Source organism: Arthrobacter sp. NPDC058288 (assembly GCF_042880995.1).
Lineage (GTDB): Bacteria > Actinomycetota > Actinomycetes > Actinomycetales > Micrococcaceae > Arthrobacter.
In genome coordinates this window covers 164714-189410 of the sequence record NZ_JBHVYH010000008.1, presented here as the reverse complement: position 1 = coordinate 189410, position 24697 = coordinate 164714, and the positions used below count along the sequence as shown (strand labels likewise).

General features: G+C 65.2%; 24 protein-coding genes and 1 riboswitch. Of the genes, 11 read left to right on the top strand and 13 right to left on the bottom strand.

Annotated features, from left to right (window positions below; translation table 11 throughout):
- Window positions 1–38: 38 nt before the first annotated feature.
- Complete coding sequence (locus ACFVWT_RS19115; RefSeq protein WP_390250590.1) at window positions 39–653, bottom strand: TlpA family protein disulfide reductase; 615 nt, start codon at window positions 651–653, stop codon at window positions 39–41.
- 871 nt (window positions 654–1524) lie between these two features.
- Between ACFVWT_RS19115 and ACFVWT_RS19110 the strand changes: the two genes are divergently transcribed.
- Window positions 1525–3231, top strand: coding sequence for a dolichyl-phosphate-mannose--protein mannosyltransferase (locus ACFVWT_RS19110; protein ID WP_390250587.1), 1707 nt, complete (start codon window positions 1525–1527; stop codon window positions 3229–3231).
- Between the two features lie 290 nt (window positions 3232–3521).
- Complete coding sequence (locus tag ACFVWT_RS19105; RefSeq protein WP_390250585.1) at window positions 3522–4544, top strand: DUF808 domain-containing protein; 1023 nt, start codon at window positions 3522–3524, stop codon at window positions 4542–4544.
- Window positions 4545–5307: 763 nt separating this feature from the next.
- Here ACFVWT_RS19105 and ACFVWT_RS19100 read toward each other — a convergent pair.
- Window positions 5308–5649, bottom strand: coding sequence for a hypothetical protein (locus ACFVWT_RS19100; protein WP_390250583.1), 342 nt, complete (start codon window positions 5647–5649; stop codon window positions 5308–5310).
- A 474-nt stretch (window positions 5650–6123) separates the two neighbouring features.
- On the opposite strand from ACFVWT_RS19100, the gene ACFVWT_RS19095 reads away from it, so the two are divergent.
- The 5 genes from ACFVWT_RS19095 to ACFVWT_RS19075 all read left to right on the top strand — a co-directional run bounded on the left by ACFVWT_RS19095 (window position 6124) and on the right by ACFVWT_RS19075 (window position 10177).
- Window positions 6124–6549: an ArsR/SmtB family transcription factor gene (locus ACFVWT_RS19095; protein ID WP_390250581.1), complete on the top strand. Its 426-nt coding sequence runs from the start codon at window positions 6124–6126 to the stop codon at window positions 6547–6549.
- 51 nt (window positions 6550–6600) lie between these two features.
- Window positions 6601–7569 (top strand): cytochrome c oxidase assembly protein, encoded by a 969-nt coding sequence (locus ACFVWT_RS19090; RefSeq protein ID WP_390250579.1) that lies wholly within the window; start codon window positions 6601–6603, stop codon window positions 7567–7569.
- Window positions 7570–7872: 303 nt separating this feature from the next.
- A riboswitch (cyclic di-AMP (ydaO/yuaA leader) is annotated at window positions 7873–8049 on the top strand.
- A gap of 133 nt (window positions 8050–8182) precedes the next feature.
- Window positions 8183–8824 carry a M23 family metallopeptidase gene (locus tag ACFVWT_RS19085; RefSeq protein WP_390250577.1) on the top strand — a complete coding sequence of 214 codons (642 nt, stop codon included), beginning with the start codon at window positions 8183–8185 and terminating at the stop codon, window positions 8822–8824.
- 2 nt (window positions 8825–8826) lie between these two features.
- Window positions 8827–9516 (top strand): DUF305 domain-containing protein, encoded by a 690-nt coding sequence (locus ACFVWT_RS19080; protein WP_390250574.1) that lies wholly within the window; start codon window positions 8827–8829, stop codon window positions 9514–9516.
- 25 nt (window positions 9517–9541) lie between these two features.
- Entirely contained in the window at window positions 9542–10177 is a 636-nt protein-coding gene (locus tag ACFVWT_RS19075; protein WP_390250572.1) for a DUF3105 domain-containing protein, read from the top strand.
- A 39-nt stretch (window positions 10178–10216) separates the two neighbouring features.
- Here ACFVWT_RS19075 and ACFVWT_RS19070 read toward each other — a convergent pair whose 3' ends face one another.
- From ACFVWT_RS19070 to ACFVWT_RS19020, 11 genes are all read right to left on the bottom strand, one after another.
- Window positions 10217–10966, bottom strand: a complete 750-nt coding sequence (locus ACFVWT_RS19070; RefSeq protein ID WP_390250570.1) for a cytochrome c biogenesis CcdA family protein — start codon at window positions 10964–10966, stop codon at window positions 10217–10219.
- Between the two features lie 4 nt (window positions 10967–10970).
- A complete protein-coding gene (gene lspA / locus ACFVWT_RS19065; RefSeq protein ID WP_390250568.1) occupies window positions 10971–11462 on the bottom strand; it encodes a signal peptidase II in 492 nt (163 codons plus the stop codon).
- Complete coding sequence (locus ACFVWT_RS19060; protein WP_390250566.1) at window positions 11459–11773, bottom strand: hypothetical protein; 315 nt, start codon at window positions 11771–11773, stop codon at window positions 11459–11461. Before ACFVWT_RS19060 ends, lspA begins: the two co-directional genes overlap by 4 nt.
- 3 nt (window positions 11774–11776) lie before the next feature.
- Window positions 11777–12595, bottom strand: coding sequence for a cation transporter (locus ACFVWT_RS19055; protein WP_390250564.1), 819 nt, complete (start codon window positions 12593–12595; stop codon window positions 11777–11779).
- The gene (locus ACFVWT_RS19050) at window positions 12592–12918 is read right to left on the bottom strand and encodes an ArsR/SmtB family transcription factor (RefSeq protein WP_390250562.1); all 327 of its coding nucleotides are present in this window, start codon (window positions 12916–12918) and stop codon (window positions 12592–12594) included. Before ACFVWT_RS19050 ends, ACFVWT_RS19055 begins: the two co-directional genes overlap by 4 nt.
- A gap of 179 nt (window positions 12919–13097) precedes the next feature.
- The gene (locus ACFVWT_RS19045) at window positions 13098–13946 is read right to left on the bottom strand and encodes an SURF1 family protein (RefSeq protein ID WP_390250560.1); all 849 of its coding nucleotides are present in this window, start codon (window positions 13944–13946) and stop codon (window positions 13098–13100) included.
- 281 nt (window positions 13947–14227) lie between these two features.
- Window positions 14228–14848: a copper resistance protein CopC gene (locus ACFVWT_RS19040; RefSeq protein ID WP_390250558.1), complete on the bottom strand. Its 621-nt coding sequence runs from the start codon at window positions 14846–14848 to the stop codon at window positions 14228–14230.
- A 103-nt stretch (window positions 14849–14951) separates the two neighbouring features.
- Entirely contained in the window at window positions 14952–15563 is a 612-nt protein-coding gene (locus ACFVWT_RS19035; protein ID WP_390250556.1) for a hypothetical protein, read from the bottom strand.
- A 313-nt stretch (window positions 15564–15876) separates the two neighbouring features.
- A complete protein-coding gene (locus ACFVWT_RS19030) occupies window positions 15877–16077 on the bottom strand; it encodes a hypothetical protein (RefSeq protein WP_390250554.1) in 201 nt (66 codons plus the stop codon).
- Window positions 16078–16473: 396 nt separating this feature from the next.
- Window positions 16474–16755: a hypothetical protein gene (locus tag ACFVWT_RS19025; protein ID WP_390250552.1), complete on the bottom strand. Its 282-nt coding sequence runs from the start codon at window positions 16753–16755 to the stop codon at window positions 16474–16476.
- A 507-nt stretch (window positions 16756–17262) separates the two neighbouring features.
- On the bottom strand, window positions 17263–22026 hold the full coding sequence (locus ACFVWT_RS19020; protein WP_390250550.1) for a DUF4082 domain-containing protein: 4764 nt from the start codon (window positions 22024–22026) through the stop codon (window positions 17263–17265).
- A gap of 1474 nt (window positions 22027–23500) precedes the next feature.
- On the opposite strand from ACFVWT_RS19020, the gene ACFVWT_RS19015 reads away from it, so the two are divergent.
- The 4 genes from ACFVWT_RS19015 (at window position 23501) to ACFVWT_RS19000 (ending at window position 24582) form a co-directional block, all read left to right on the top strand.
- Entirely contained in the window at window positions 23501–23728 is a 228-nt protein-coding gene (locus tag ACFVWT_RS19015; RefSeq protein ID WP_390250548.1) for an IS3 family transposase, read from the top strand.
- Window positions 23710–23928, top strand: a complete 219-nt coding sequence (locus tag ACFVWT_RS19010; RefSeq protein ID WP_390250546.1) for a DDE-type integrase/transposase/recombinase — start codon at window positions 23710–23712, stop codon at window positions 23926–23928. Before ACFVWT_RS19015 ends, ACFVWT_RS19010 begins: the two co-directional genes overlap by 19 nt.
- Window positions 23929–23959: 31 nt before the next feature.
- Window positions 23960–24175 (top strand): IS3 family transposase, encoded by a 216-nt coding sequence (locus ACFVWT_RS19005; RefSeq protein ID WP_390250544.1) that lies wholly within the window; start codon window positions 23960–23962, stop codon window positions 24173–24175.
- A gap of 167 nt (window positions 24176–24342) precedes the next feature.
- Window positions 24343–24582 (top strand): PLD nuclease N-terminal domain-containing protein, encoded by a 240-nt coding sequence (locus tag ACFVWT_RS19000; protein WP_390250542.1) that lies wholly within the window; start codon window positions 24343–24345, stop codon window positions 24580–24582.
- The last annotated feature ends 115 nt before the right edge of the window (window positions 24583–24697 follow it).

Here is a 24697-nt window from a genome sequence, read left to right as displayed (position 1 = left end):
GGTCCTTGGTACCGTTGCCGGCGACGGCAGCTTCACTATCACGGACCGGCCGCTGCGGCCGTGATGAGTGCCTTCAGGGTTCCCTTCTGCGAGATGCCCAAAATTCTGGCGCTCACCCGGCCCTGGGTATCCAGCACCAATGTGGTGGGGACCGCCCTGGGCGGGACGTATTCCGTCATTGCCAGCAACACGCTGCCGTCGCTGTCATCAAAGCTGGGATATTTGACGTTGAAGGTCCGCTCGAAAGCGGCCGCGGTCGCAGCGTCATCGCGGACGTTAACTCCATAGAACAGCACGCCCTTGTTCTTGAATTCAGTGTGCAAGGCGGCCAGGTCGGGTGCCTCCGCCCGGCAGGGTGCGCAGGCGGCGTACCAAAAATTCAGCACAACGACCTTCCCGGTCCAATCCTCGGCAGACACCTTCTCCCCGCTGAAGAGCCGACTCTGTAGAGACACCCTGGGGCCTCGTTCCTCGGGCGAATATTCGTTCACGGAACCGTCACCGGCGATGTAGTTCTTGTTGTCCCCGGCCTTGGCTTGAGCGGCGAGATCGTCCTGACCTCCGCAACCGGCGAGTGCAAGCACCGCAGCACCCAGGGCAAGTACTACGCGGCGTCCGGGATGTCCGGTTTCTTCTATTGATCTTCTATTCATTCCACTGGTCATTGTTCTCCGCATCGTAGAGTCACGGCATGGGCAGTGCACCGGCGTCAGGGTGGAGATACCCACGCGGGCGGTCGTGACACGCCCTGATGGTTGGTTGCCCCGGGGCCGATGTGGTGCGCCGTTGGTTGTCCTTGAAGTCTAGCCATGGCTCCAAGGCAGCTGCGCGGGGCTGTCGACGATGCGAGGCTGCCGGTGCGCTGGCCTTCCGAGACGCGGTGGACATTCTGTTTGCCGTTCGGCAAAGGACGGCAGGGTTTGAGCAGCATACCTGACAGGTCGAGGGTGTTTGTCATGTAGGCAAGGAGCTGGCGCGGGTGATCGACGGTAGGCGTCGTGACAATGCGCTGGGGCATCGGCCGATGGCACCAGACTGGAGTGCTGTTTCCGCGCCCTATGAAAGATCCCTAAGGATAAATCGCGATGGGTGTCCGGCGTTTCGTCCGGCATTTCCCATTCCTGAGGGCAGATGCCGCCTGTTGCCGTTCCCTGTATCCGGATCCGACGAAGGCGAGTATCCCGAAGGCGATCCACTGCACGGCACCGGAAAACTTCGATCCCCAGCTGCCTCCAGTCCTTCGGAATTGGATCGGCCAACTTACGATCACCCACAGGGCGCTGTCACTGGGTGTTTGCCTTTGCTAGAAAGCAGTCGCGGAGGGCCATCCAAACCTGTCGTGCAGCCAAGGCTAGTCCGTTCTCTGCATAGCCGAGCATGAAAATTCGGGTCGACACCGACGAGTCCGTCTTCCACCCCGGCCCCGGGTGCTTACGGAAGGACCGCCCGGCGCCGGGTTCAATTGTCCATTGGAGCAGCCTACTGCTGACCGGCCCTCCCGGCGCCAAACGGTAGAATGGGCACGTGACCCAGACCTCCGCCCCTCCCGTCGAGGCCGATTTAGCCGGCCTGGGGCGGCCGGCATCCGGGACAAGGGGGCGCGGCCTTGCGGGGCACCGGTGGGTCCTCCGGCCGCAGGAGGCGCATACCGAAGGGGCGCTGCAGGAACGGCTGATCGGAAGCATCCGCAGCTGGCGGGAATACCCGCCGTCGCTGCGGCTTTGGTTCTGGTTGGTTCCGGCCCTGACCGCGGCGGTCGGCGGGATTCTCCGCTTTGTCCGCCTGGAGACGCCCCGCAGCCTGGTCTTTGACGAAACGTACTATGTCAAGGACGGTTATTCGTTCCTCATCAGCGGGTACGAGCGCAGCTGGCCGGACAAGGCCAACGAATCCTTCAATGCCGGCAACCCGACCGTCCTGCTGGACAGCCCCCAGTTCGTGGTGCATCCGCCGGTGGGCAAGTGGATGATCGCCGCAGGAATGTGGCTGTTCGGCCCGGACAACCCGCTGGGCTGGCGGTTCGGGGCCGCCCTGACCGGGACCCTGTCCATCCTCCTGATCACCCTGATCGCGCAGAAACTCTTCCACTCGCTGACGCTGGGGGCCGTGGCCGGCCTGCTGCTGGCGGTGGACGGGCACCATCTGGTGATGTCCCGGACCTCGCTGCTGGATATCTTCCTGATGTTCTGGGTCCTTGCAGCTTTTGGTGCTCTACTGATGGACCGCGACGACGGCCGACGGCGGCTGGCCGCCAGGCTCGGGCGCCAGGCCGGCGCTGCCCCGGACGGCAGGCCCTCCGTGGTCCAGCTGGTGTCCGGGCCATGGCTCGGCATCCGCTGGTGGCGCGTTGCTGCGGGCATCTGCCTGGGGCTTGCCGTGGGCACCAAGTGGTCTGCGCTGTTCTTCATGGCGGCCTTCGGGCTCCTGACGGTTTTCTGGGACCTAAGCGCGCGCCGGATCGCGGGCATCCGCGGCTGGATCAGCGGCGGCATCATCAAGGACGGAATCCCCGCATTCCTCAGCATCGTGCCCGTGGCCGCCCTGGTATACCTTTCCACCTGGGCCGGCTGGTTCCAGTCGAAGGATGCCTACTTCCGCCATTGGGCCGACACCAACCCGTCAGCCCAGTGGGGGTGGCTTCCGGGGCCGCTGCGGTCCCTGGCCCACTACCATCTGGAAGCGTACAAGTTCCATCAGGGACTCAGCTCCGACCACCCCTATGAGGCAAGCGCCTGGAGCTGGCTGGTCATGGGGCGGCCCACGTCGTTCTTCTACGAGTCCCCCAAACAGGGCAGCCCCGGCTGCGACGTGGCCAACTGCACCTCGGCCATCCTTTCCGTTGGCAACCCCCTGATCTGGTGGACCGCCACGGTTGCGCTGGTGATCCTGCTGTTCTGGTGGGCAGGACGCCGCGACTGGCGCGCCGGTGCCATCCTGGCAGGGGTCGGCGCGGGCTACCTCCCCTGGTTCATGTATCCGGAACGCACCATGTTCACTTTCTACGCCGTGTCCTTCGAACCGTTCCTGGTCCTGGCCCTGACATATTGCCTGGGCCTGGTGCTCGGACGGCGATCGGACCCGTTATGGCGCCGGCGTTCCGGCCTGTATCTCGTGGCAGTGTTTGTGGTCGGAGCGGTGCTCGTCTCGGCGTTCTTCTACCCCATCTGGACTGCGGAAATCATTCCGTACCAGGACTGGCGGTTCAGGATGTGGATGCCGTCCTGGATCTAGGGCAGTATGGCAAGGGTGCCCCCTGAACGTCAAACGAGCACGGTGGCGTTCAGTGCGTTCACATGGGACCTACCAAGAGCAGCCAGGCATTCCGGTGGCCGCCGGAGTGGATGCCGGCGGCCACCGCAGACAAGCGGTTCAGACGCGGAGCAGACTGCCGAGCCCAGCATTCGCGATGCGGCCGGAAAGACGGACGGCCCGCCACCATATACTGCTAGCATGCCAATTACGGGCCTCGACCGAGGCATCCGCGCCCAACCGTCCTCCTTGGAGCAGTGCAGGAGCGATCTGTGAGCGGCGGCCTGGTCGCCCTGTTGGACGACGTCGCAGCTCTTGCCCGCATAGCGGCCGCGTCGGTGGACGACGTTGCTGCCGGGGCCGCCAAAGCGGGAGCCAAAGCCGCTGGCGTGGTGATTGACGACACCGCAGTCACCCCGCAGTACGTGTCCGGGGCGGACCCGTCTCGCGAACTGCCGATGATCAAGCGGATCTTCTGGGGCTCGCTCCGAAACAAACTATTGATCATTCTGCCGGCGCTGCTGCTCATCAGCGCCTTCGTCCCAGGAGCCATTCCGTTCATCCTCATGCTGGGCGGCACCTATCTCTGCTACGAGGGTGCCGAGAAGATCTGGCACAAACTCCGCCGCCAGCATTCCGTGGAAGAGGATGCGCCGGCCGTCGAGAGGGGCCCGGACGCGGAGGCCCAGGTCATCAAGGGCGCGATCACCACCGACTTCATCCTGTCCTGCGAAATCATGGTCATTTCGATGAACGAAGTCGCCACTGAATCCCTTTTGACCCGGGCGCTCATCCTGGTCGTCGTGGCGATCGTGATCACGGTGGGCGTTTACGGCGCCGTCGCGCTCATCGTTAAGATGGACGACGTCGGCCTGCGCTTGGCGGCCCAGAACTCCGCAGGTTCCCAGCGTGTTGGCGCGCTCCTCGTCAAGGGGATGCCGTCGGTGCTGGCTGCGATTACGCTCGTCGGGACGATTGCCATGCTTTGGGTTGGAGGGCACATCATGCTGCAGGGAGCTTACGACCTCGGCTGGCACGCCCCGCTTGATCTGGTTCATGTCCTCGAGCACCCCTTCGCCGGGATCCCGGTAGCAGGCGGCTTCCTGGTCTGGCTCGTCAACACGATGTGCTCGGCCGTCCTCGGACTCGCCTGGGGCCTGGTCGTCATGGCGATCGTGAGCCCGCTACTCAAAGTCCTGCCTTTCGGCAAGGCGAAGGGCGGCGGGCGCGAGGAGGGCGAAGTCCGCGACGCAGCCGCCGGTTTCCGGGGGACGAGTCGCAACGTCGATCCTTAGTCTTAGTTCGTACCCATCGGGAAGGCAAACCGAACGGCCACCGGCCAGCCTGCGTCCACAGTGTGATGTGGCGGCGCTCTTCAGGGGATTTATCCATATTCGAATCCGCAGCGGGCGGGGAATATTCAGCCGTCGGAGGCAGGCTACATGCCGATCCTCCGTTTTCCGCGCTTTTACCGTTCCGGGTTTAGCGGCGGTTGACCGGACGGGAATTCAAAGCCGTCGGACAGGGTGTCCCCGGCCACGGGCCGTGGTGACTCCGGCGATCAACGGACCGGCTGGCCGGAGCCGTTTGTTAAAGCCGGACTGGCCGGGGATGCAGGGGAACGTGCCGGGTACGAGGTTCCTAGTCCAGCGGACACAGCGGGACTCCGAGGAAAGGCCGAACAATTGCTGGCCCACGACCACGCGCAGTGACCCCGCTTCGGACTGCACGGGCTTTAGCCCCGGCGGACGTTGGCGAACGAAAGGAGGGGCGGGTCAACTGCGCAGGCATGGGCCTGCGTATCCACAGCCGTGCCGGTTCGAAACCCATAGGGCCGGCGTCGCCGGTAGGTGAACGGCAGTCAACCCGCCGATGCAGGCCCGCAGAATTAGCCGGCGCGGGTGCTCCCTGACCTCGGGCGGGCCGCGAGGCCGTCAGCGGTTTCGTCGAAGCTGATGTGCGGACCGGCGCAGACGGGGTTTGCAGTACTACCCCGGACTCACGTTTCAGGAGCATCCGCCCGCATGGGACACCGCCTCACGAGACGAATGGTGTCTTTCAACGAGGCGACGGCGCCCCGACCAGGGTGCCCCCGTCGTCCGGTAACTGGGTCCCGGCGTCATACATCGGGCTATTTGATCCGTCGGAGATGCCCACGCCCTTCTCCTCGGCGGCATCCACGTGGGCTCGGTACCTGACCCGCCGGATTCGTCTGACCATTGACAGCATGAGCAGTACGACCGACACAACCATGAACGCCGTCATCAGAAAGCCCAGGAATCCCGGGGTGACCTGGTCAGCGCTCAACCCTGGCCTGAGTCCATCGTCACCGGGCGCGGGCGGCTGGCTGCCGAGGAACACAAGTCCACGCGTAGCCGATTCGGTCAATGACGTTAGCACACCGGGCTCCCTGCACTGTAAAGGGTCCTGACCCGCGGCGGCGTGGCGATCAGCCGGCAATGTGGGCAGGTAATTCGTCTCTGGATAGACATGGAGGTGAAATCTTCCTTTGCTTCTGGGGTCCGTTGTGACGGACGGGTCCGGTTCGCGACAAGACAGCCGCCGCGACAACCGTCAGGCCAAGGACCAGCCACGGCCGGTTTGGGCCATGCCGTAGGGCTGCCCGTGCCGGCAGTGGTCTTCCGGGCCACACCCGTTCCTGGCCCGTGGTCTCGACCGGCCCCAAAGCGCCCGGAACCAAGCGTGCCGGAGGATGACGCTGATCCTTCCCAGATTATATGTAGAGTTGTTCAGAAGTTAATCGGCGAGGACGGGCCGTTCCGCCCGGAGTGGGTCGTGGCCGGGAACCGGAGCAGCGCGCCCTACTGCGCAGGGCAAATGCGACGCATTAGCATGTAAAGGTACTCTTGATGAATGACTGGGACATCCCACACAACTCTGTCGACCGCGGGCCGTGCGGGCAGCGAATGCGCCGTCCGGCTTGTCGACGCCGACAGGGTTCAAGCCGTCAAGTCCAGGATGCCTGCAGAGGCCGATGTGGTGGATCTCGCCGTTATCTTCGGACTGCTATCAGATCCTGGGAGGGTGCGAATTCTGATCGCCCTGCTCGAAGGGGAGATGTGTGTCTGCGACCTGGCCGCAACCACGGGCCTGAGCGAATCCGGCGTCTCGCACGCCCTGCGCCTGCTGCGCGGCCCGCGGGTGGTCGAAGTCCGTCGCGCCGGCCGGATGGCCTACTACTCTTTGGCCGATTCCCACGTCCGCATGCTATTGGACCTGGGCCTGACACACGTCGGCCACTCCGGTCAGCACCGGCTGAAAATGATCGACGGCCGCTAGCCTCACCGCCCCCGCATGCCTTGACCTCGAACAGGGGCGGGCGGATCTGAGATGCCGGAGCCGGAAATCCAGGGCCCGGTCTGGGTCCCTTCTCTGCCCCCGTCGCTGGGGGAGTACCTTGCGCCGAACCTGCAGCCCGTGCCGCTGATCCCGGCCCTGGCACTGCTTGCAGCCGCCCTATACCTGACCGGAGCGATCAGGCTCTGGCGGCAAGGATGGCACTGGTCCCTGATCCGCACGGCCTCGTTCCTGATCGGGTGCCTGGCCATCATCGTTGTTATGGGCGCCGGCATCGAAGGCTACGGTCTGCGGATGTTTTCCATCTTCATGTTCCAGCAATTGACACTAATGATGGCAGTCCCGCCTCTGCTGGTGATCGGTTCACCGGGGACGCTGCTGCTGCGGGCAACCCCGCACGCGGGGCTGGGACGGCCGGTCCTGAGAGTCGCAATCTGGGGCCTGCGGTCCCGCTGGGGCCGGTTGGTTATCCATCCGGCCTTCATGGTGCCGCTGTTCCTGCTCACCTTCTACGGCGTGTACTTCTCCGGCCTGGCGGACCTGCTGCTGCCGAACTGGTACGGGCACGTAGGGCTGGAACTGCTCTTCCTCCTGGCCGGAATCCTGTTCACGGTACCGCTGATTTCGGCGGACCCGCTGCCGAGCAGGCAGACACATTTCGGGCGCCTGATCGACATTTTCGCCGAAATGCCGCTGCATGCCTTCTTCGGGGTGGTGATTATGATGGCCACAGCCCCGATGGTGGACTTCTTTTCCACCGTGCCCGCGGCCTGGAAAGTCGACCCGATGACAGACCAGGGCGTGGCCGGCGGGCTCGCCTGGTCGTACGGCGAGCTGCCGGGGGTACTGCTGCTCATGTTTATCCTCGTGCGCTGGCAGCGGGAGGAAGCCCGTGGCTGGGTGCGGGCCGACCGGGCTGCCGCCCTGGAAGGTAACCCGGAGCTGGACGCGTACAACGACTATCTCCAGCGGCTGGCCAACCGTCCGGAACGGCGCAGGTAGCGAACGTGCCCGGGTCGCTCATAGTCCTTACGAAAGCGCGCACACCATCCCTTCTAGGGTTGACAGGTGACGGCACCCGATCCGGATCCGGAACGACGATCACCCGGGCACAGCACGCCTGTTCGACCACCATCGCTAGGTGCGGTTCCCATGCTGTGCTGGGGGGCCTGGCTTCATGTCCGGCCGCGTGGACCCTCCTGCAGTTCGTCACGGACTTATAACGGTCGGGTTTTTCCGGCTACAGTTGATTCAGGCCTTGCTGTACTGAGGTCAATGGTGCCGATCGCTCAGCCCCGCCGGCGGCATCAGACCACAACGAACGAACGGCGGGGGTGGAGGACCCAGAAACGGCAGCATGACTGCCTCGGGGTGAAGCCGCGACACTGAACGTCACCTCACCAGTGAGGCCAGTGAAGCGGCCGGGCATTATTCCTTGGCCCGAACCCGACAGCTAACTTCGCAGGCGCACTGAAAGGATCACGTGCCAATCCCGTCCGCCCGCGGCCGCCGCCGGAACCCCTCACCCGCCCGTACCCCGCGCGCGCCCTCCGCCGCCCCAGCGAGACACCGGACCCCGCCGGGCACCGTTGGCGCAGCCGGACGCCGCAGACACTTGCCTGCTGCCCTCACGCTCAGCGCAGCCGTGCTTGTGGCGGCCGCACTCACCGGTGCCCACGCCGACACCACCGTTCCGGGCGGCGACACGACTGCGGCAATATCCACGGTGACGGCCGGGCCCGCCATCCAGGCTTCGGCCGCGGCGGTCCTCTCCTTTGACCGGCCTCCGGTCACCACGGAGCCGGCGGACGCCGACACGGGTGCCGCTGCCCGGCCGGCGACCGCCCCAGCCGGTCCCGCGCCGCAGTCCCGGCTCAGCGCACCGCTGGCCAGCATGGCTGTCTCGTCGCCCTTCGGCCTGCGCACCAGCCCCATAACCGGTGGCTCCGCCGAACTCCACACCGGGCTGGACCTGGCCGCCTCGTGCCAGACGGCCGTCTTTTCCGCCGGCGCCGGAACGGTCGTGGAGGCCGGCTGGTCCCCGTACGGCGGAGGGAACCGGATCGTCGTGGACCACGGAAACGGTCTGCAGAGCACCTACAACCACCTGTCCTCCATCGAAACCGCGGTCGGCGCCACCGTGGACTCGGGTCAGCGGCTTGCCGGCGCCGGGACGACAGGGAACTCCACCGGTTGTCATCTGCACTTCGAGGTGCTGTTCAATGGGCTGACCGTGAACCCGCAGGGCTGGATGTAGCCATGACCGGTTCCAATGCAGCGGCGGCTTCCATCGGACCGGAAGCCCGGGACGTCACCGGTCGCCCCCGGAGGAAGCATCTCGGGATCGTGTTCGTCGCCGTAGTTATCCTCACCGCCGCGGCCTTCTTTGCCATCGGCAGGCTCTCCGCTGGCCCGGCATCGGTCTCCGATGCCGGGCCCGATGCCGGCTTCGCCCGGGACATGCAGGCCCACCATGCCCAGGCCGTGGAGATGGCCCTGCTGATCCGGGACAAGTCCGCCAACGAGGAAATCCGTACGGTGGCCTACGACATCGCCACCACCCAGCAGCAGCAAAACGGCCAGATGTTCGCCTGGCTGCAGGACTGGGGCCTGTCCCAAACCGGGTCCGCACCACCCATGGCGTGGATGGGATCAGGACCCGCCGGGCACGAAGGCGGCACCGGGCACTCCGGCCAGCCCGGTGCTACCGGGAGGATGGAGGGGATGGCCACGCCCGAACAGATGCAGACTTTGCGCGCGTCCTCCGGCGCTGAGGCGGACCGGCTGTTCACTGACCTGATGATCCGTCATCACCAAGGCGGCGTCGCGATGGCCACGGCCGCCGTCAGCCTCGCGGAAACCGCGAGGGTCCGGGACTTCGCCGCCCGCATTGTGGAGGCCCAGTCCGCCGAAATCACTGCCCTCCAGGAGCTGCGCGGCAGACTCTGACCGCCCCGAAGAAAGCGAGACCCTCATGCGTGCACCACGGAAGTCCCCCGAGGAACGACAAGCTCTCCTGAAAGCGCTGCAGGCAAAGCAGCGCGCCGCCGACAGACGCAGGGCCTGGCTGATCTACGGCACAGGCGCAGTTCTCGTCGCCGCCCTCATCGGCGCCGTGACATTCGTCGTCGTCGGCGAGGTGCGCCAGCGTGAGGAAACGAAGGCTGCCGCTGCCCGTCCCGTGGACGGTGAACAGGACTTTCCCGACCAGTCCCGGAACCACACGTCCGAACCGGTCAGCTACCCGCGGACACCGGCCACCGGCGGGGACCACGCGCCGGTGTGGACGAACTGCGGAATCTACACCACCGCGGTACAGCAGACGCAAGCCGTCCACTCCCTCGAGCACGGCGCCGTCTGGCTCTCCTACCGGCCGGACCTGGCCAAGGACCAGATCGCCGAGCTGACCTCTTTGGCCGGCGGCCAGGATTATCTGCTGCTGAGTCCGGTCCCGGATCAGGCCTCACCCGTGACGGTCACCGCCTGGGGAAAGCAGCTCTCCGTGGACAAAAGCAGCGATGAGCGCATCGGGGCGTTCATTAGGAAGTACCGGCAGGGTCCGCAGACCCCGGAGCCGGGGGCGGTCTGCACCGGCGGTGTCCAGGGCTGAGCCCGGGGCGCGGACTCCGCCTCGGCCAGGTGGCCGGTCCTAGACGGGCATGAGGAAAGTTCCGGCCAGATTCTGCAGCTGGTAAATCCACTGCACCCAGACCCCGGTCACCATCAGGACGCCCAGGACGACGAGCATGGCCGCGCCACCGATATTCACGGCACGGATGTGCTTCCGCACCGCAGTCAGGACTGTCGACACCCAGTTCAGCCCCAGGGCCACAAGGACGAACGGGATGCCCAGGCCCAGGCAGTAGACGAAGGCCAGAAGCGCACCGCGCCAGGCACTCCCCGCGGTGACGCTCAGGCTCAGGACCGCGCTGAGTGTCGGGCCCATGCAGGGCGTCCAGCCCAGGCCAAAGACGATGCCCAGCAACGGGGCACCGGCGAGGCCGCCCCGGCCAGGGACCTTGAACTTCCGGGTTTGCTGGAGCCAGGAAAACCGTCCCAGCAACACAAGGCCCATCAGGATCACCACAATCCCCAGGACCCGCATCAGGGGGTCCTGCCAGCGCACCAGCCATGACCCGATGGCGCCGAACGCCGCCCCGTACAGAGTGAACACGGCACCGAAGCCCAGAATGAACAGGGCGACGCCGGTCAGGACGCGCCCCCTGTTTTGCGGCTGGCCGGGGTCTGTCAGGCCGGAGACAAAGCCCAGATATCCGGGAACCAGCGGCAGGATGCAGGGAGAGAGGAAGGACACCAGGCCCGCCGCGGCGGCCAGCGGCAGCGCCAGGACCAGCGCCCCGGAGGTCACCATCGAGGCAAAATATTCACCAATCCCCATCCGGTCAGGCCTCTTCCTGCGCCGGCGAAGAGGCTCGCATCGATCCGATGACCAACAGCACGGCACCGCCTACGACGAAAACGTCGGCGAGGTTGAAGGTCGGAAACCATCCGGTGTGCAGGTAGTCCACGACACCGGCGCCGTCCAAGCGGTCCACCAGATTACCCAGCGCGCCTCCCAGCAGCAGTGCCGCCCCGGACCTGGGAATCCGCGCCAGGTGTGGGGCCTTCCGGAGCAGGAACACCGCAAGCACCGCGACCAGGGCCGCGGTCGCGGCGGCAACAATCCAAGGCGACAGGGAAGCACCGAGACTGAAGGCCACTCCGGTGTTGTAGGCCAGACGGAGGGTGAACACCCCGTAGTCCAGGACCCTGCCGTCCGACATGTTCACCATCACGAAGGCTTTAATCAACAGGTCAAGCGCCGCCAGGCCTACTGCGGTGAGCGCCAATACGGTCCGGACGGGCAGGAGCCGCCCGGGAACCCGGACGCTCATGCCTCTGCACCGGCGCAACGCATAGCGGTGCGCAAAGACTCTGGCGAGGGCAGCCCGGCAAGCCCGTTCGGAGATAAATAGAGGCGGCAGCTGAGGGCCGGTGGACTGTCCGCCGGGAACAGGTCCCGTCCGCCCGCGATGAACGACGGGGATCCGTGGAAGCCCAGCGCAAGGGACTCCTCGTCGGAGCCGACCTCCCGGACGCGGACGGCTCCGCCGTTCCGGCCTTCCGCTTCCAAGGCGCTGCGAAACAGCTCCAGGGCCTCGCCGCTGTTCGGGCAGCCGGCGATGATGCGCAATTCGTAGGACACGACTCAGCCGTCCCTGCGGGCAAACGGTACTGCCACCGGTTGCTGTGCAGGCCCGGTCCCGCACCCCTCGCAGCAGCCCTCGGGGTCGTCCGAGGTGGAGACCGAGTGCCCGTGCGTCGCGGCGGGCACCGCGCGGGTGGAGGGGTCATCGCAGCAGTCATCGGTTGCATCACCGGTGGCCGATGCTGTGTGCGGGACGGTGCAGCAGACATCGCCTTTCCAGGCGTTTATGCCCTCGCGGACGGCGATCGCGGCGATGACCAGGGCCGCGCCGGCGTCGGCCCACCACCACCCCAGCGCGCTGTTCAGCACCAGCCCTGCCAGCAGGACGGCGGAGAGGTAGGTGCACAGCAGGGTCTGCTTGGAGTCCGCCACCGCGGTCTTGGACCCCAGTTCGCGGCCGGCGCGGCGCTGCAGCCAGGACAGGACAGGCATGATGGCCAGGCTCAGGGCTGCAATGACGAGTCCCGGAGTGGAGTGCTGTGCCTCGCCGCCTCCGGTCAGCGACCTCACGGCGTCCACGGCCACGAACGCGGCCAGGGCAAAGAAGGAGAAGGCGATGATCCGCAGGGTCAGGTGTTCGCGGCGTTCCGGGTCCTTTGCGGAGAACTGCCATGACAGGGCGAGGGCGGACGCGACCTCGATGACGGAGTCCAGGCCGAAGCCGATCAGTGCCGAGGAGTCAGCCACCTTGCCGGCCCAGAGGGCCGCCACGGCTTCGATGACGTTATAGGTGATGGTCGCGGCAGCGAACAGCCGGATGCGGCGGCCCAGCACCGCGCGGCGGGCGGTGCTGGGCGAAGGCTGGAGTGCTGTGGTCATGCCAGGCATTCACCGTCGGGGGCGCAGCAGGCGGGGTCCACGGCCAAGACCACGCCGATCAGGTCCCGGATGGCGTGGCCCAGCCGGGCGTCGGCCAGCTCATAGCGGTTCCTTCGTCCGTCCGGGACTGCCACCACCAGGCCGCAGCCGCGCAGGCAGGTCAGATGATTGGACATGCTCTGCCGCGAAACGTCGAGGGAGTCGGCCAGGTCCGAGGGGTAGGCCGGTTCGGTGGCCAGTGCCAGCAGGATCCGGGCCCGGGTCGGATCCGAGACCGCATAACCGAACCGTGCCAGCACGGGGGCGTGCGTGAGGGTTTCCATACAGCAAAAGTACAGCGAAGCATGTATTCAAGCAAATGTGTAGTGACCCCGGCGGCCAGACTGGCCCGTGGCCGCTGACCGCGGCCTGCGCCTGGACCGGGATGTCTCCGTAAAGGCGTCCGCTGCCAGGGAAAGGTGCTGGCCGGCACCGTCGGGTTGCGGTGTCAGGAGCCGTTGGGTTAGAGACCCATGGCGTCCAGAAGGGCGTCTTCCTCGTCATCGGAACGGCGGCGTTTCCGCCGAGGGGCCCGGCGGGGCTGGGGTATTGTTTCCGTGCCGGACAGCTCGCGTTCCTCGCGGTTGATGCGGGCCTGTTGCCGGGCGGTGTACCCGAAACCGACAAAGGCCAGCACCCCGAACGTGATCCACTGCATGGCGTAGGAAAGGTTCGATCCTTCCTGCACGGATGGCAGGGCCAGCTGCTGAGGGGCAGCGGCCGGTTGCGGGGACTCCGAGGCCATCAGCCCGTAGCTGCCCGTCAGCAACGGATAGTCGAGTTGACGGGCGTAGCCGGACAGATCGATGCTGGCGAGCTGGCCGTCCGGCGCGCTGCGGTTGGCCAGCTCCGGTTCGGAAGATTTTATCCGGATGATTGCGCTGATGTTTCCTGCCGGCGGCTCCGGGACGGTATCGGGGTGGCCGGGTCTGCTGTTTCCAATGGGCAACCATCCCCTGTTGATTACGATGGTCTCCCCGGAGGCGAGCCGGAACGGAACGAGCACCTCATACCCGGGGGCGGAATTGTTAGGTCGGTTCCTGACAATCCTCTGATCGGCCACGAGGTAGCGGCCGAGGACGGACACGGTCGTCCATTTCGCGTCCGGGTTTGAAATCTCGAAGTATTTGCGGGCAGCGTCAAAGGTGACCGGGCTCTGGTCGTAGTTCTGCTGGACCCTGCGAATTTCGGCCACGGCCTGGTTGCGTCGGTCCATCTGCCATTTCCCCAGTCCGACACAGGCGGCGGCGAAAAGTGCGGCCAGAACCAGCAACCCGAGCCACCGCCGGGTCAGCAGGAATCTGTACGTCACCGGCGCCGGCCCAGGGCAAGAGGAGTGCGGTCTGGTCTGAGACGGCAGTCTCGGTCGACTTTTCTAGCTGTCATGTGGAGGAATCTCTCAGTCCGGCGTTTTTCAGGGATGAAGCAACACACCCGACAACTTAATCGCGGGGGAGTGGTTCCGCTGCTCCGGCCAAGGGCAGGGACCCGGCGGTGGCGGCATCCGGGCTGGATGTGGGCGGAGGCGACGCCGAGTGCCTCCCTCCGGCCCGCGGCGCAGACCGGAGGGAGGCGGACCGAATCACGGTCGGATCAGGCGTCCGTATTGGGCTTGTTCCGGCGGGCTATCAGGTAGGCGATAACGCCAATGAGCCCGAGGATAACGATCCCGGCGGCCACCAGGAGTCCGCTGTTGTCGCTGGCCGTTTCGGCGGCCGGTTGTGCAGCTGCCGGGGACGTGACGGCGGATGTCTCCGGGCTCTGGGTGGCCGTCGGCGTGGTTGTTGCGGCGGCTGCCGGCCCGGACTCGGCGTAGGTGAAGCTGTACGTGCCTTCGATGGGGTGGCCGTCGGAGGACACTGCCCGCCAGTCCACGGTGTACTTGCCCGGGTGATCGATGTCCGCCGCGGTGGAGATGACAATTCCGTCAACGGTGACTTCTCCGCTGCTGGCCACATGCCCGTCGGGGGCTGTGACCTTGATGACGCTCGTTTTCAGGGCCGCCGCGTCAAGGGGTGCCTTGCTCAGTGTCAGGGTGACTTTGCCGGGATTGGCGGTGATCGTTTCGTCTTTGGCGGGGGAGGTGGAGGTCAGTGCGTCGTGCGCCTGTGCCGGCGAGGCTCCGAGCAGCATCACGAGGCAGACGCCCAGTGTTGTGAGGATTGCTGATGCGCCGTCGCGGGCACGGGCACGGGTAAGGGTACGTCGGGTCATGGAATTCTGAGTCTTTCTGGCTGGGCCGCGGGCGCCGGGATGCGGGGCGCGGCCTTCGGGTGTGCGTGCAGGAGTGTGCGCGCAATGCCGGCCGGTTCGTCTCTCATGCCTGCCGGGTTGCGGGCGTCCGTTGTGCAGGAGGTCCGCGCAGGGGGTGGGCCTTGGGGGCACGGTGGGTGGCCCTGACCTGTTCGGGAGCGTGGATCTTCAGGACCGGCCGGACAGGGAAGGCCGGCAGAACGGGGACCCGGGTCAGCGGACGGAGCCATGCGGCGGCGGCCCACAGAGCCGATTCGCTCTTGGCCATCAAAAGGGTCATCACCGCCGCGGCGGCAAGGTGGATGGCAGGCATCAGCAGCATTGCGGCAGTGTCCGGGACAGCGGCGGGTGCGGGGCAGCCTGCCCAGGCAAAGGGTGTGTGGTGGCCCCAGGCTGCGGGGTGGGCCGGGGCACAGGAAACCGCGGGAGCAAAAGCGGCAAAGGCTTCGTGCAGGATGAGCTGACCGGCGACCATCAGGGCTGACAGCGTCGGGAGCCCGAGCCGACGGGTGGTGCAGAGGCTGACGGGCAGGAGCACGATCAGGCACAGCGCGGCCAGGATGGGCAGGTCCGGCAGGACTCCTCCGGCGCCGGTGTGTGCGGCGGCGGCCAGGGCGGTGATGAGCGCGGTGATTGCCAGGGCGCGGGTGATGCGCAGCGGCGCGGCGGAGCGCATCAGGTGTCCTTTCGCATGGGCTAGTGACGGCGGGCCGGCGGCGGTCAGTCGTGTGCGGGTTCGCCGGTGACTTGGTGGTCCGCGTGGTTCAGGCCTTCCGGCCAGAATTTCAGGGCCGCCACTGTACTGATTGTAGCCACATCGGCCAGGACGCCGGGCTGCCGCGGGCTCGTCCCGGTCGCGCCGATCAAGCCGGCGATGGGGTAGGTGATGATGAAAGCAGGCGTGCGAGAGCGAGAACTGGGCGGTGAAGATGTAGTACCGGGTGCTATCCGCGGCTGCGCGGCGCAGCAGAAGCGCTGAGGGGTGTTGATCACTGCCAGGTCCCGGCGCCGAGCACGATCCACAGGCCCAGCAGGAAAGGCCATGGTCCGGACGTGGCAAGTAGCACGAACGCCCCGGCGAGCCCGAGGGAGAGCAGTGCGGCTCCGGCCGCATGAAGACCCGGTCCGGCAGGCGGTCCAAGATCATCGGGGCGGTCAGTGCGATCACCATCGAACCTGCGCCGTAGCATGACGGGGCGATGGCGACGTCAGCGTTGGACCCTCCGAACAAGTCGCTGGCGTAGACAAGTGTTTTAGCCAGTACGAGGGCGGCCGCGACGGCCAGGTTCAGGGCCGTCAGGCCGCGCAGCTCCGGGGTCCGGGCGAAGAGCCGGACCCCGAGGGTAGTGCGGTGCCGCAAGGTTCCTTCCCGTTTCGCTGGGGGGGTGGGGGAAGCCTGGCGGTCACCGCCGGGGCTGCGTAGAACAGGAACCCGGCCACGGTGCCGAGGAACAGCTCATGGAAGAACAGCATGATCAGCAGGGCCGCGGCAAGGGCCGGGCTGCTCAGGGATTCCAGGTCATAGGCCAGGCGGGCGAGTGAGAGCGCCCGGGTGTAGTGCCGCTCCTAGGGCAGCAGCACCGGGATCAGCGACTGGAACGCCGGGTGAACGTGGCCGTGGCACTCTGCAGGACGAAGACCAGGACATGGATCTGCCAGACCTGATCCACCAAGGGCAGCATCAGTGCGATGCCTGCCCGGATCAGGTCCGCTCCGACCAGCACCACCTTCTTCGGCGGCCGCTCCACCATGGCCGCCATCGGCGGGGCTATGAAAACGTATGCCAGCATCTTGATCGTCAACACCGTCCCGAGCAAGGCCCCGGCCTGCCCGCCGGCCAGATCAAAGGCCAGCAGACCCAGGGCCACGGTCAACAGGCCCGTGCCGAGCAGGGCAACGATCTGGGCCGAAAACAGCTTCCGGTAGGCGGGAAAGTCAGGACTTCAATCAATCGGGTCTCCTCTGGGCAGACACGCAAAATTCAATAAGTGCACACATGAGCACGTATTAGTACGCCGATCCCGGAGGCAGCAGGAGGAAAAGGATCGCGGGTGGCCTCAGTAATGTGGCTGCTGCGTCCTCTCCGAAACGCAGCGAAGGCCGGGTAGAGCGAGGGGATTCCGGTGGAGACCTTTAGGTTACGTGCGATCACAGGACCTCACCGTGCGCAGGATCGTCACCAGGGTGGTCATTGGCAACTCCCAAAAATAGGGGTTGGTTGCAGCGACCGCTGGAGCCCGCTGGACCCGTGCCAAGCACCGTGCGGCCGGAACCCGGAATCCTGTCCTAAACTGCGACGAGCGGACGGCGGTCTCTGACAGGGTGTCCGGCTGCTCATCGCGGCACATCGGGCGGCTGGTCAGTTCCGTCGGCACCTAGCCCGGGGCGGGGGCAAAGACGACGTCCACAAAGTAGTTGGTGGAGTTCCAGGAGTTGGTTGGGACGGTTTCGCCCGATCCGTATCGGAAGGTGCCATTGGCGGTGCCGGCCGCGGTGAAGACGCCATTGGTCCATGTCTGTGCGAAGAATGCGGAGGTGTAGGCGTAGGTGCCGTTGGGCGCCAGGTACGAAACCACGTAGGTCTGTCCGGGTTCGAGGGGGACAGGGGCGGAGAGGGTCGCTGTTTGCCAACCTGTTGGAGTTTCGTCGGTGAACGTTATCTGGGCTATCTTCTCCCCGGCTGAATTCCACAGCGATCCGAGGTGGGTTCCGGTGTTGCCGGCACCTTTGTAGAAGCGAATGCCGGTGGCGTTGCCCGCCGCGGAGACGGTGAATGATGTGCCTAACTCAATGGACGAGGTGTCTCCGGTTGCGGCGGGTACTTCCGGGATCAGCGAGCCGAATATTGTCTGTTGCGTGGCGGCCGGGTTGGCTGTGCTGAATTGCCACGTGACCGAAGCGAGGGAGGCACCCTGGGCTGATGCGATGTCACTGGTGGTTGCCGTAATCAGTGTCGCGGGTGGCAGTGGCTGTGCGGGCGAGAAGGTGATGGTGCTGCCGTCAGCCGACAAGGCAGAGGTGCCGGGGATTGCGGCACCGTTGGCTGAGAGTGCAAACGTGTGGCCGGCCTGGATCGGGGCGGAGAACGTGATGGACGGTTCCGACGCCAGCGGGAAGCCTGTCGAATCGGGGCCGGGCGTCTGTGAGACGACGGTGAGCGTGGGAACGGGGGCGATGAAGACCACATCCACCAGATAGCTGGCGTTGGAGGAGGACGACGGGAAGTCGCCGTTGTAGGTGTATGCGCCGGCACCAGGCGCCGTACGCAGGGGTCCGCTGGTGGTTCCCGAACTGAAGCCGCCAGGGGTCGCCGAGTATGTGCCGGTTGGGCTGCGGTAGGCGGCGATGTATTCGGTGTCCGCGGCGATGTTCACCGGCGTGTTGAATGTCGCCGTCTGCCATCCGGCCGTGGTTTCTCCGGTGAAGGTCGCGCTGGCCAATTGCTGTCCGCCGGCGTCGTAGAGCGCTCCGGTGTGGGTTCCGGTGTTTCCGGCGGCTTTGTAGTAGCGGATTCCGGTGATCTGGCCTGATGAACTGCTGGCGAAACGGACGCCCAGGGTCAGGGGAACACCGTCATTGAATTCCGGCACGCCAGGGGTCACGGTGTCCTGGTAGAGCGTGCACGGGCAGACGCCTTCGGTCCGCGGGGACGGAACGGTAGTGAAGGTCCAGGTTCCGCCGGTGCTGAGCGGTTGGCCCGTGGTCGACGTGGCGGTCAAGGTAGCCGTGTAGCTGGTGGCTGCTTCCAGGGGCGCCGCGGGCGTGAAAGTCACCTTGCCGGTGGGCGGGTCATAGCTTGTGGTGCCCGGGACGCTGGTGCCGCCCGTGCCGGTCACCGTCAGATCGACAGTCGATGCCGTCGCCGGCTGGGACAACGTCGCGGAGACCGTGGTGCCCGGGACGACACTGGACGAGCCCGCCAGCGGTGCGTGCCCGCCAGCGACGAATGCCGGTTCAGGGTATTGGACCACGACGTCCACCAAATAGCTTGCGGTGGAGCGGGCGTTGGGGAAGTCGGCGGTGTAGGAGTAGGCACCGGCATCCGAGTTTGCCCGCAGGTTGCCCACGCTCAGGCCCGGGACGAAGCCGTTCGCCGTCGCCGAGTAGGCTCCGGTCGTGGTCTTGTAGGCCATGATGTACTCGGTATTCGCGGACATCCCGACGGGCTGGTTGAAGTAGGCGGTCTGCCAGCCCGCGGTGCTCTCATTGGCGAAGGTCACCGTTGCCAGTTGCTGCCCTGCGGCCGTGAACAGTGTGCCGGTATGGGTGCCGGTATTCCCCGCTGATTTGTAGAAGCGGATGCCCGTGACGGTGCCGTCGGCCGTGCTCGAGAAACGGATGCCCAGGGTCAGCGGAACGCCGTCCCTGATCTCCTGGAATCCGGGGAGGACGGAGTCATCAAAGAAACTGCACGGGCAGGATCCGGGCGAAGGCGGTGACACCACCGTGGTGAATGACCATGTTCCTCCGCCGGTCAGGGTCCCGCCGCTGGTCGCGGTGGCGCTGAGCGTGGCGGTGTAGGTGGTCGCCAAGGGGAGCTCGGCGGCCGGTGTGAAGGTGACTTTGCGGGTCGTGGAGTCGTAGCTGGTGGCACCTGCGACATCCGTGCCGTCAGCGGCTTTGAGCGTTAGCTGCACGCTCGACGCGGTAACGGGCTTCGAGAAGACCGCTCCGACGGTGGTGGCCTGCGGGACGCTGGAGGAACCGCCCAGGGGCCAGTGCCCGGAGGCCGTCAGCGGGGTGCTGTCCACCGTACTGAAGAGCGCGTCAACGAAGTAGTTGCCGTTGCCGAAGCTGGAGCTGGGGTAGCCGGGGTCACCGCCGTAGACGCCGGCAGGCTCGGTGCCGAACCCGCCGGCCACCGTCAGCGGGGCGTCCGCAAAGCCGGCATAGACCCACTGGTTCTCCTTGGCGGCGTAGTGCCCGTTCGGCGCCCAGTATGACACAGTGTATTTTTGGCCCTGCGTCACGGCGACGGGCTGGCTGAACAGCGCCTCCTGCCAGCCGGAGGCGGTCTCCGCACCGAACGTTGTGGCGGCGAGGCGCTCACCGGCAGAGTTCCACAGCGACCCGGTGTGCGTTCCGGTGTTGGCTGCGCTCTTGTAGAAACGGACGCCGGTGATGAAGCCGTCCACGCTGGGGGTGAACTTCAGCCCCAGTTCGTAGGAGCCTGCGTCCTGTGCATCGGGGAAGGACGGCACAGTCTGACCGAATACGCTGTACGGGCCGGTCAGCACCAGATCCCGGCTGGCCGTGGCGCCGATGTTGGCGCTGTCGTCCACCGCGCGCGCCTTGACGCTGGCCGTGTTGAGTCCCCTTTGGAGATAGGTGTAGCTCCAGGTCTGTTTGCCCTGCGCCGGGTGCCAGCTGGTGCCGCCGTCGGTGGAAACCTCGACGCCGGCCACAACACCGCCTCCGCTGTCCGAGGCGGTACCGGTGATGGTGACGGAGCTACCCTGCGCAATGGTCGCACCATCGGCGGGAAAGCTGAGCGCCACGGAAGGCCCGGTGAGGTCGCTGCTGGCGGTGGCCGCAGCGAGTGCGGCGTCCCGGGTGGCGGGCTGGGCGCCCATGTCCGCGAGGAGATTGATCTGGGCCTGCTGGATCCGCGGATCCGCGGGTGCGCCGTCGCCGTCGTGTTGCTGGTCCAGGCCCCAGGTCCACTGCACGGTGCCGGCGCCAAAGACCAGGGCCCCGCTGGGCGCGCGGTACATGGTCATGTTGTGGGTGGTGGTGCCGGGCAGGACCGTGTTGCCAAAGTCCTGCAGGTACTGGGGTGCGGGACCGGTCGTGGTCGACAGTCGGATAAGTCCTGCGGGTCTGAAGCCGTTGTCGAGGTCCTCGTCGGACTCGTAACCGACGGTGTGCGGGGCAAGCTCGGCGGAGGCGCCGGTGGCGAGTGATGCCAGGGATGTGTTGCGCCAGAGTCTTGTTTTTCCTTCCTCGGAGTTGACGGTTACGGGCAGGTCCGTGTAATTGGACATATAGATGGTCCCGGTGAGGGCGTTTTCGGGCAGGCCTGCGCCGTTGGACTGCGCGGCGAACCTGGGATCGCGCCACGTGCCGGTCCATTCCGTGCTGGGATCGACCTTGCCGTTGGACCAGGTCTCTTTGTAGGAGGTGATGGTGCGGTACCCGGTTCCGTCGACAGGTGAGGGCTCGTAGCGGGTCCGCCAGTAGCCCTCGTTGCCGGACAGGAACTGCAGGTTCACCCCGGCATTGCGGGCGGCTTCCATGTTGGCCCGCTGCGCACCGGACCAGTACTCGTCATGTCCCACGGAGAGGAAGACCTTGTGGTTTAGGAGCTGCGCGCCATTCCGGTCGGTGTCCAGCCCGCTGATGTAGCTGACGTCGTAGCCGTTCTTCTCCAAGAAACGCACAAGCGGGTACTCATTGCTGAAGTAGAAGTCTCGGCCCAAGGAATCGCCGCGGGTGGCAAAGGGCCGGTTGTAGCTAATCTTGTACGCCCTGCCGTTGACGGCTCCCTGGTAGAAGTCAGCCCCGCCGTAGGTGTTGTAGGCCTGCCACGAGGTGTCCGATGTCTGGAAGACCACGTCCGATCGGCTGCCGTCGGAGCGGACAATGAAGGTGATATGGCTCTGGCCGCCGGTGTCCGGCCTCGTCAGCAGTGCGATGTACACACCGGAAACTGCTGTGGCCGGGACCTGCCACGTGGCCGAGACCGCCCAAGTGCCGCAATCGTAGAGCTCTGTCGTGATGTCGCTGAGGCACTGAGGCTGTGATTGCCGGAAAGCGAGGGGAGTGACGCTGGCGATCTTGCGGGCACCGAGCCCTTGGTACCAGCCGGTCCGGTAGACGGCGATGGTGTAGTCGGACGCGTTGGTGTCGACCTTGAAGTTGATCGGCTGGCCGGCGTTGACGCTGATTTCCGTCGCGAATCCCTGAATGCCCGAATCGCCGGCGCCGCTGATGTCCCACTCCGATGAGGGGCTCCCCGGTTTGGAGTTTTCACACGCAATAACGTTCACGAGCGGGGCACACGAGTCCGCCGCAAAAGCGAACGGTAAGAGCGCGGAAGGGGCCGCAACCGGCAACAGCGCGGCAACCATGGCGACGGCCATCACCATGACCAATCGCCTGAAGGCTTTCAGCGTGCGATCGGCTGAGGATACGGACATGTGAACTCCTGGAGTGAGTGCGCAGTTGCGGAACCAGGCGGCGCTCAACGCACAGCCCTGCATGCCGCCCCCGGGCGCAGCCAAACCAAGATATTCAGTTACTCCTTAAAGCAGGGTTGTGCTGTTAACGCCCCTCACTGCATCATGGCCAACCCAGCTCCGCTGGATCCCGCCAAGTCGAACCGGTGTGAGACCACCGGCTCGAGCAGCGTCAAGCAACCCTTAGACGCGATTGTATGGGCCTCAGCGAAGGCAGGCAAGTGTCTGGGCCGAAGGACGTCGATCCAAGGGCAGCAGATGAATTGATGCAGGAGCAGCAACCGGTCCCGACGATCATCTGCACTCAGGCAGCCGTGAGTGTCACATCTCAGCCGGTACGGTCAGGCCGTCCCAACCACCACAGGACTAGACGCGCCGTGCGGGTCTTCGAATCGCCACGGTGGTGTTACCAGAGGGTTCGCGCATCAGTGTTCAACACGACATAACGGCGGTCATCGCCATTGAGGGACCCGATCCGTCCTGGACAATACTTTCCTCCCGACGCCCCCTTCCCAGCAAACCCTAAGGTTCAGCTAGGCATAATGAACCGAAGCTCCGGTCAACCGCTATTTGACCGGAGCTTCGTCGATTAAGTGGCGGCACGTCCTACGTGCCTTGGCGGCCGCCCGTGGATTGGTGGCGCCCCGGCATCTCACCTCGGGGAAAAGTAGCCTTCCGGACGACTACTGGCGCCTCTGCGTATCAAATGTGTACGTATTCCTTGCATACCTTGAAATCTGGCGCCATTTTGCTTAGTGGATAATCGTCGTTCATGAAGGTTTGAGGGTTGGTCGAGAGATACGGAACGGCGATGGCAAGCGTGTTTGGTCGGGTAAGCACCGAATTGCGTGTGCGGGATCCGAGTGTACTGGCTGAGGCGCACGCTGTATGCGACGAAATGGCCCGGCGGGCCCGTTTCAACATCCAACTCCTTGTGAAGCGCCTGGTGACCGGCTGGTCCATGCCTCACGCCCGATTCGGCCCGGCCGAAACTCGCGGCAGCACCTGTGTCGGATCACGTGGCTGGCCCCGGCCCGTCGACAAGCCATCTAGCCTCAGCGACGATAAGCCCCCGATAGTGATCGCGCTCCACGTTCCAGGACGGACTCCAGTCCTCCCACTCGGTCACCCAGCCGACAAGTGGACGGAGCGAATCAGCAAAATCAAGCTCGTAATAGCCCCGGAACCGGATCAGGCGCAGGCGACTTCTGGCCTGCCGGAACGTTCCGCAATTGGCACATGGCTCGCGGCCCTTCGCTATCCCCACGAGGTAAGCGGCACCGCTGCCTTAGGGGTCACTTTACGTGTTCATGGACCACCGTGGGACCTGGTAACGGATGAGAGCGGCATGAATCAGGCGGAGGGTCCGGTGGCCATTCCTTGAGGATCATATCTCGCAGGCGATGATGGCTGCCGCTCCTGCGGGCAGTACACCGTGATCTGGCGCGCGGTGTCTCCTAATTCCTATCCGATCGAGGGGACGTTCTCGTTCGCGGCCGGGCACCGCCGCGTCCACTCCGAACTGGTCAAGCAAGGCGGGACGATCGCGAAGAAGACCCTGCTGAAGCTGATGCGTTTACTGCGGCTGGTCGGCAAGGTCCAACGGAAGAAGCGCTACAACTCCTGCCAAGGCGAGCAAGGATCGTGGCCCCGAACCTGTTGAAACGCCAATTCGAAGCGGATGCGCCGAACCAGAAATGGGTGACTGATGTGACCGATTTCAGCGTCGGCGACGGGAAATTGTACCTCTCACCGGTCATGGACCTCTTCGACCGACAGATCATCTCCTACGCAATCGGAAGCTCTCCCAATCTGGAGCTTGCCAACGCCTCGCTGCGCGGTGCCCTGGACCTTTTGGCGTAGGCTCCTGCGGAACGCCGGCGCGGTCCAATCAATGTCCCGCAAAGCCAACTGCTACAACAACGCCATCACGGAGAACTTCTTCGGCCACCTCAAAGAAGAACTCTTCCACCGCGTCCGATTCCACAACACCGAAGCGCTGACAAAGGCGCTGCACGAACATATCGACTGGTACAACACCGAAAGAATCCCCACAAAGTTCAACGGCTTTAACCCGGCCGAGTACCGCGCCCAGAGGCCGGCGTCATAGTCCCGCCCGCGCAGACTTTCTCAACCAGCGCCAAGTCCTAGACGGAAGCATTCCAAGCATGCGCACGGCGAAACAGCCGTGACTGTCCCGAAAGGGACGCTAGCGGCAGGGTTTCCGAAACCGAAGGCCCGAATCAGGGACGCAAAAGCTACAAAATAGGGGAATATATGTTGTTGACGCAAGCTGAACCCGAAAATGCAAACCCGCTCATACCTACGGTGTGGGAAGCCATCACCGTACTGACAGGCTTAGTAATAGCCGCGCTGGTCAGCATCATACGGAATAGGAAGCAACCGCCCCTAAGCCCAGTGCTCTGGATCTTGGTCGTGTTCGCCGTGCCTGTCCTCGGTCCACTGCTCTGGTTCCTTGCCGGACTCAGGTCATCCCAAACTGCTAGTACCGTTTGATGACCAAGCGCCCGATGCGCATAACTTGAGCAGCTGAACGAGAGCATGCGGAGAAGGCCCTATCCCAAGAGGGCTAGGGCCTTCTCTGTGTGCGGCCGATCACTAGTCATTAGAG

Bases quoted from the DNA above. Each gene is read 5' to 3' on its own strand.
- ACFVWT_RS19115 (WP_390250590.1), bottom strand. From the start codon at position 653: ATGAATAGAAGATCAATAGAAGAAACCGGACATCCCGGACGCCGCGTA.
- ACFVWT_RS19095 (WP_390250581.1), top strand. From the start codon at position 6,124: ATGACTGGGACATCCCACACAACTCTGTCGACCGCGGGCCGTGCGGGC.
- ACFVWT_RS19090 (WP_390250579.1), top strand. From the start codon at position 6,601: ATGCCGGAGCCGGAAATCCAGGGCCCGGTCTGGGTCCCTTCTCTGCCC.
- ACFVWT_RS19080 (WP_390250574.1), top strand. From the start codon at position 8,827: ATGACCGGTTCCAATGCAGCGGCGGCTTCCATCGGACCGGAAGCCCGG.
- ACFVWT_RS19075 (WP_390250572.1), top strand. From the start codon at position 9,542: ATGCGTGCACCACGGAAGTCCCCCGAGGAACGACAAGCTCTCCTGAAA.
- ACFVWT_RS19070 (WP_390250570.1), bottom strand. From the start codon at position 10,966: ATGGGGATTGGTGAATATTTTGCCTCGATGGTGACCTCCGGGGCGCTG.
- lspA (WP_390250568.1), bottom strand. From the start codon at position 11,462: ATGAGCGTCCGGGTTCCCGGGCGGCTCCTGCCCGTCCGGACCGTATTG.
- ACFVWT_RS19055 (WP_390250564.1), bottom strand. From the start codon at position 12,595: ATGACCACAGCACTCCAGCCTTCGCCCAGCACCGCCCGCCGCGCGGTG.
- ACFVWT_RS19050 (WP_390250562.1), bottom strand. From the start codon at position 12,918: ATGGAAACCCTCACGCACGCCCCCGTGCTGGCACGGTTCGGTTATGCG.
- ACFVWT_RS19040 (WP_390250558.1), bottom strand. From the start codon at position 14,848: ATGACCCGACGTACCCTTACCCGTGCCCGTGCCCGCGACGGCGCATCA.
- ACFVWT_RS19035 (WP_390250556.1), bottom strand. From the start codon at position 15,563: ATGCGCTCCGCCGCGCCGCTGCGCATCACCCGCGCCCTGGCAATCACC.
- ACFVWT_RS19030 (WP_390250554.1), bottom strand. From the start codon at position 16,077: ATGCTACGGCGCAGGTTCGATGGTGATCGCACTGACCGCCCCGATGAT.
- ACFVWT_RS19020 (WP_390250550.1), bottom strand. From the start codon at position 22,026: ATGTCCGTATCCTCAGCCGATCGCACGCTGAAAGCCTTCAGGCGATTG.
- ACFVWT_RS19005 (WP_390250544.1), top strand. From the start codon at position 23,960: ATGTCCCGCAAAGCCAACTGCTACAACAACGCCATCACGGAGAACTTC.
- ACFVWT_RS19000 (WP_390250542.1), top strand. From the start codon at position 24,343: ATGTTGTTGACGCAAGCTGAACCCGAAAATGCAAACCCGCTCATACCT.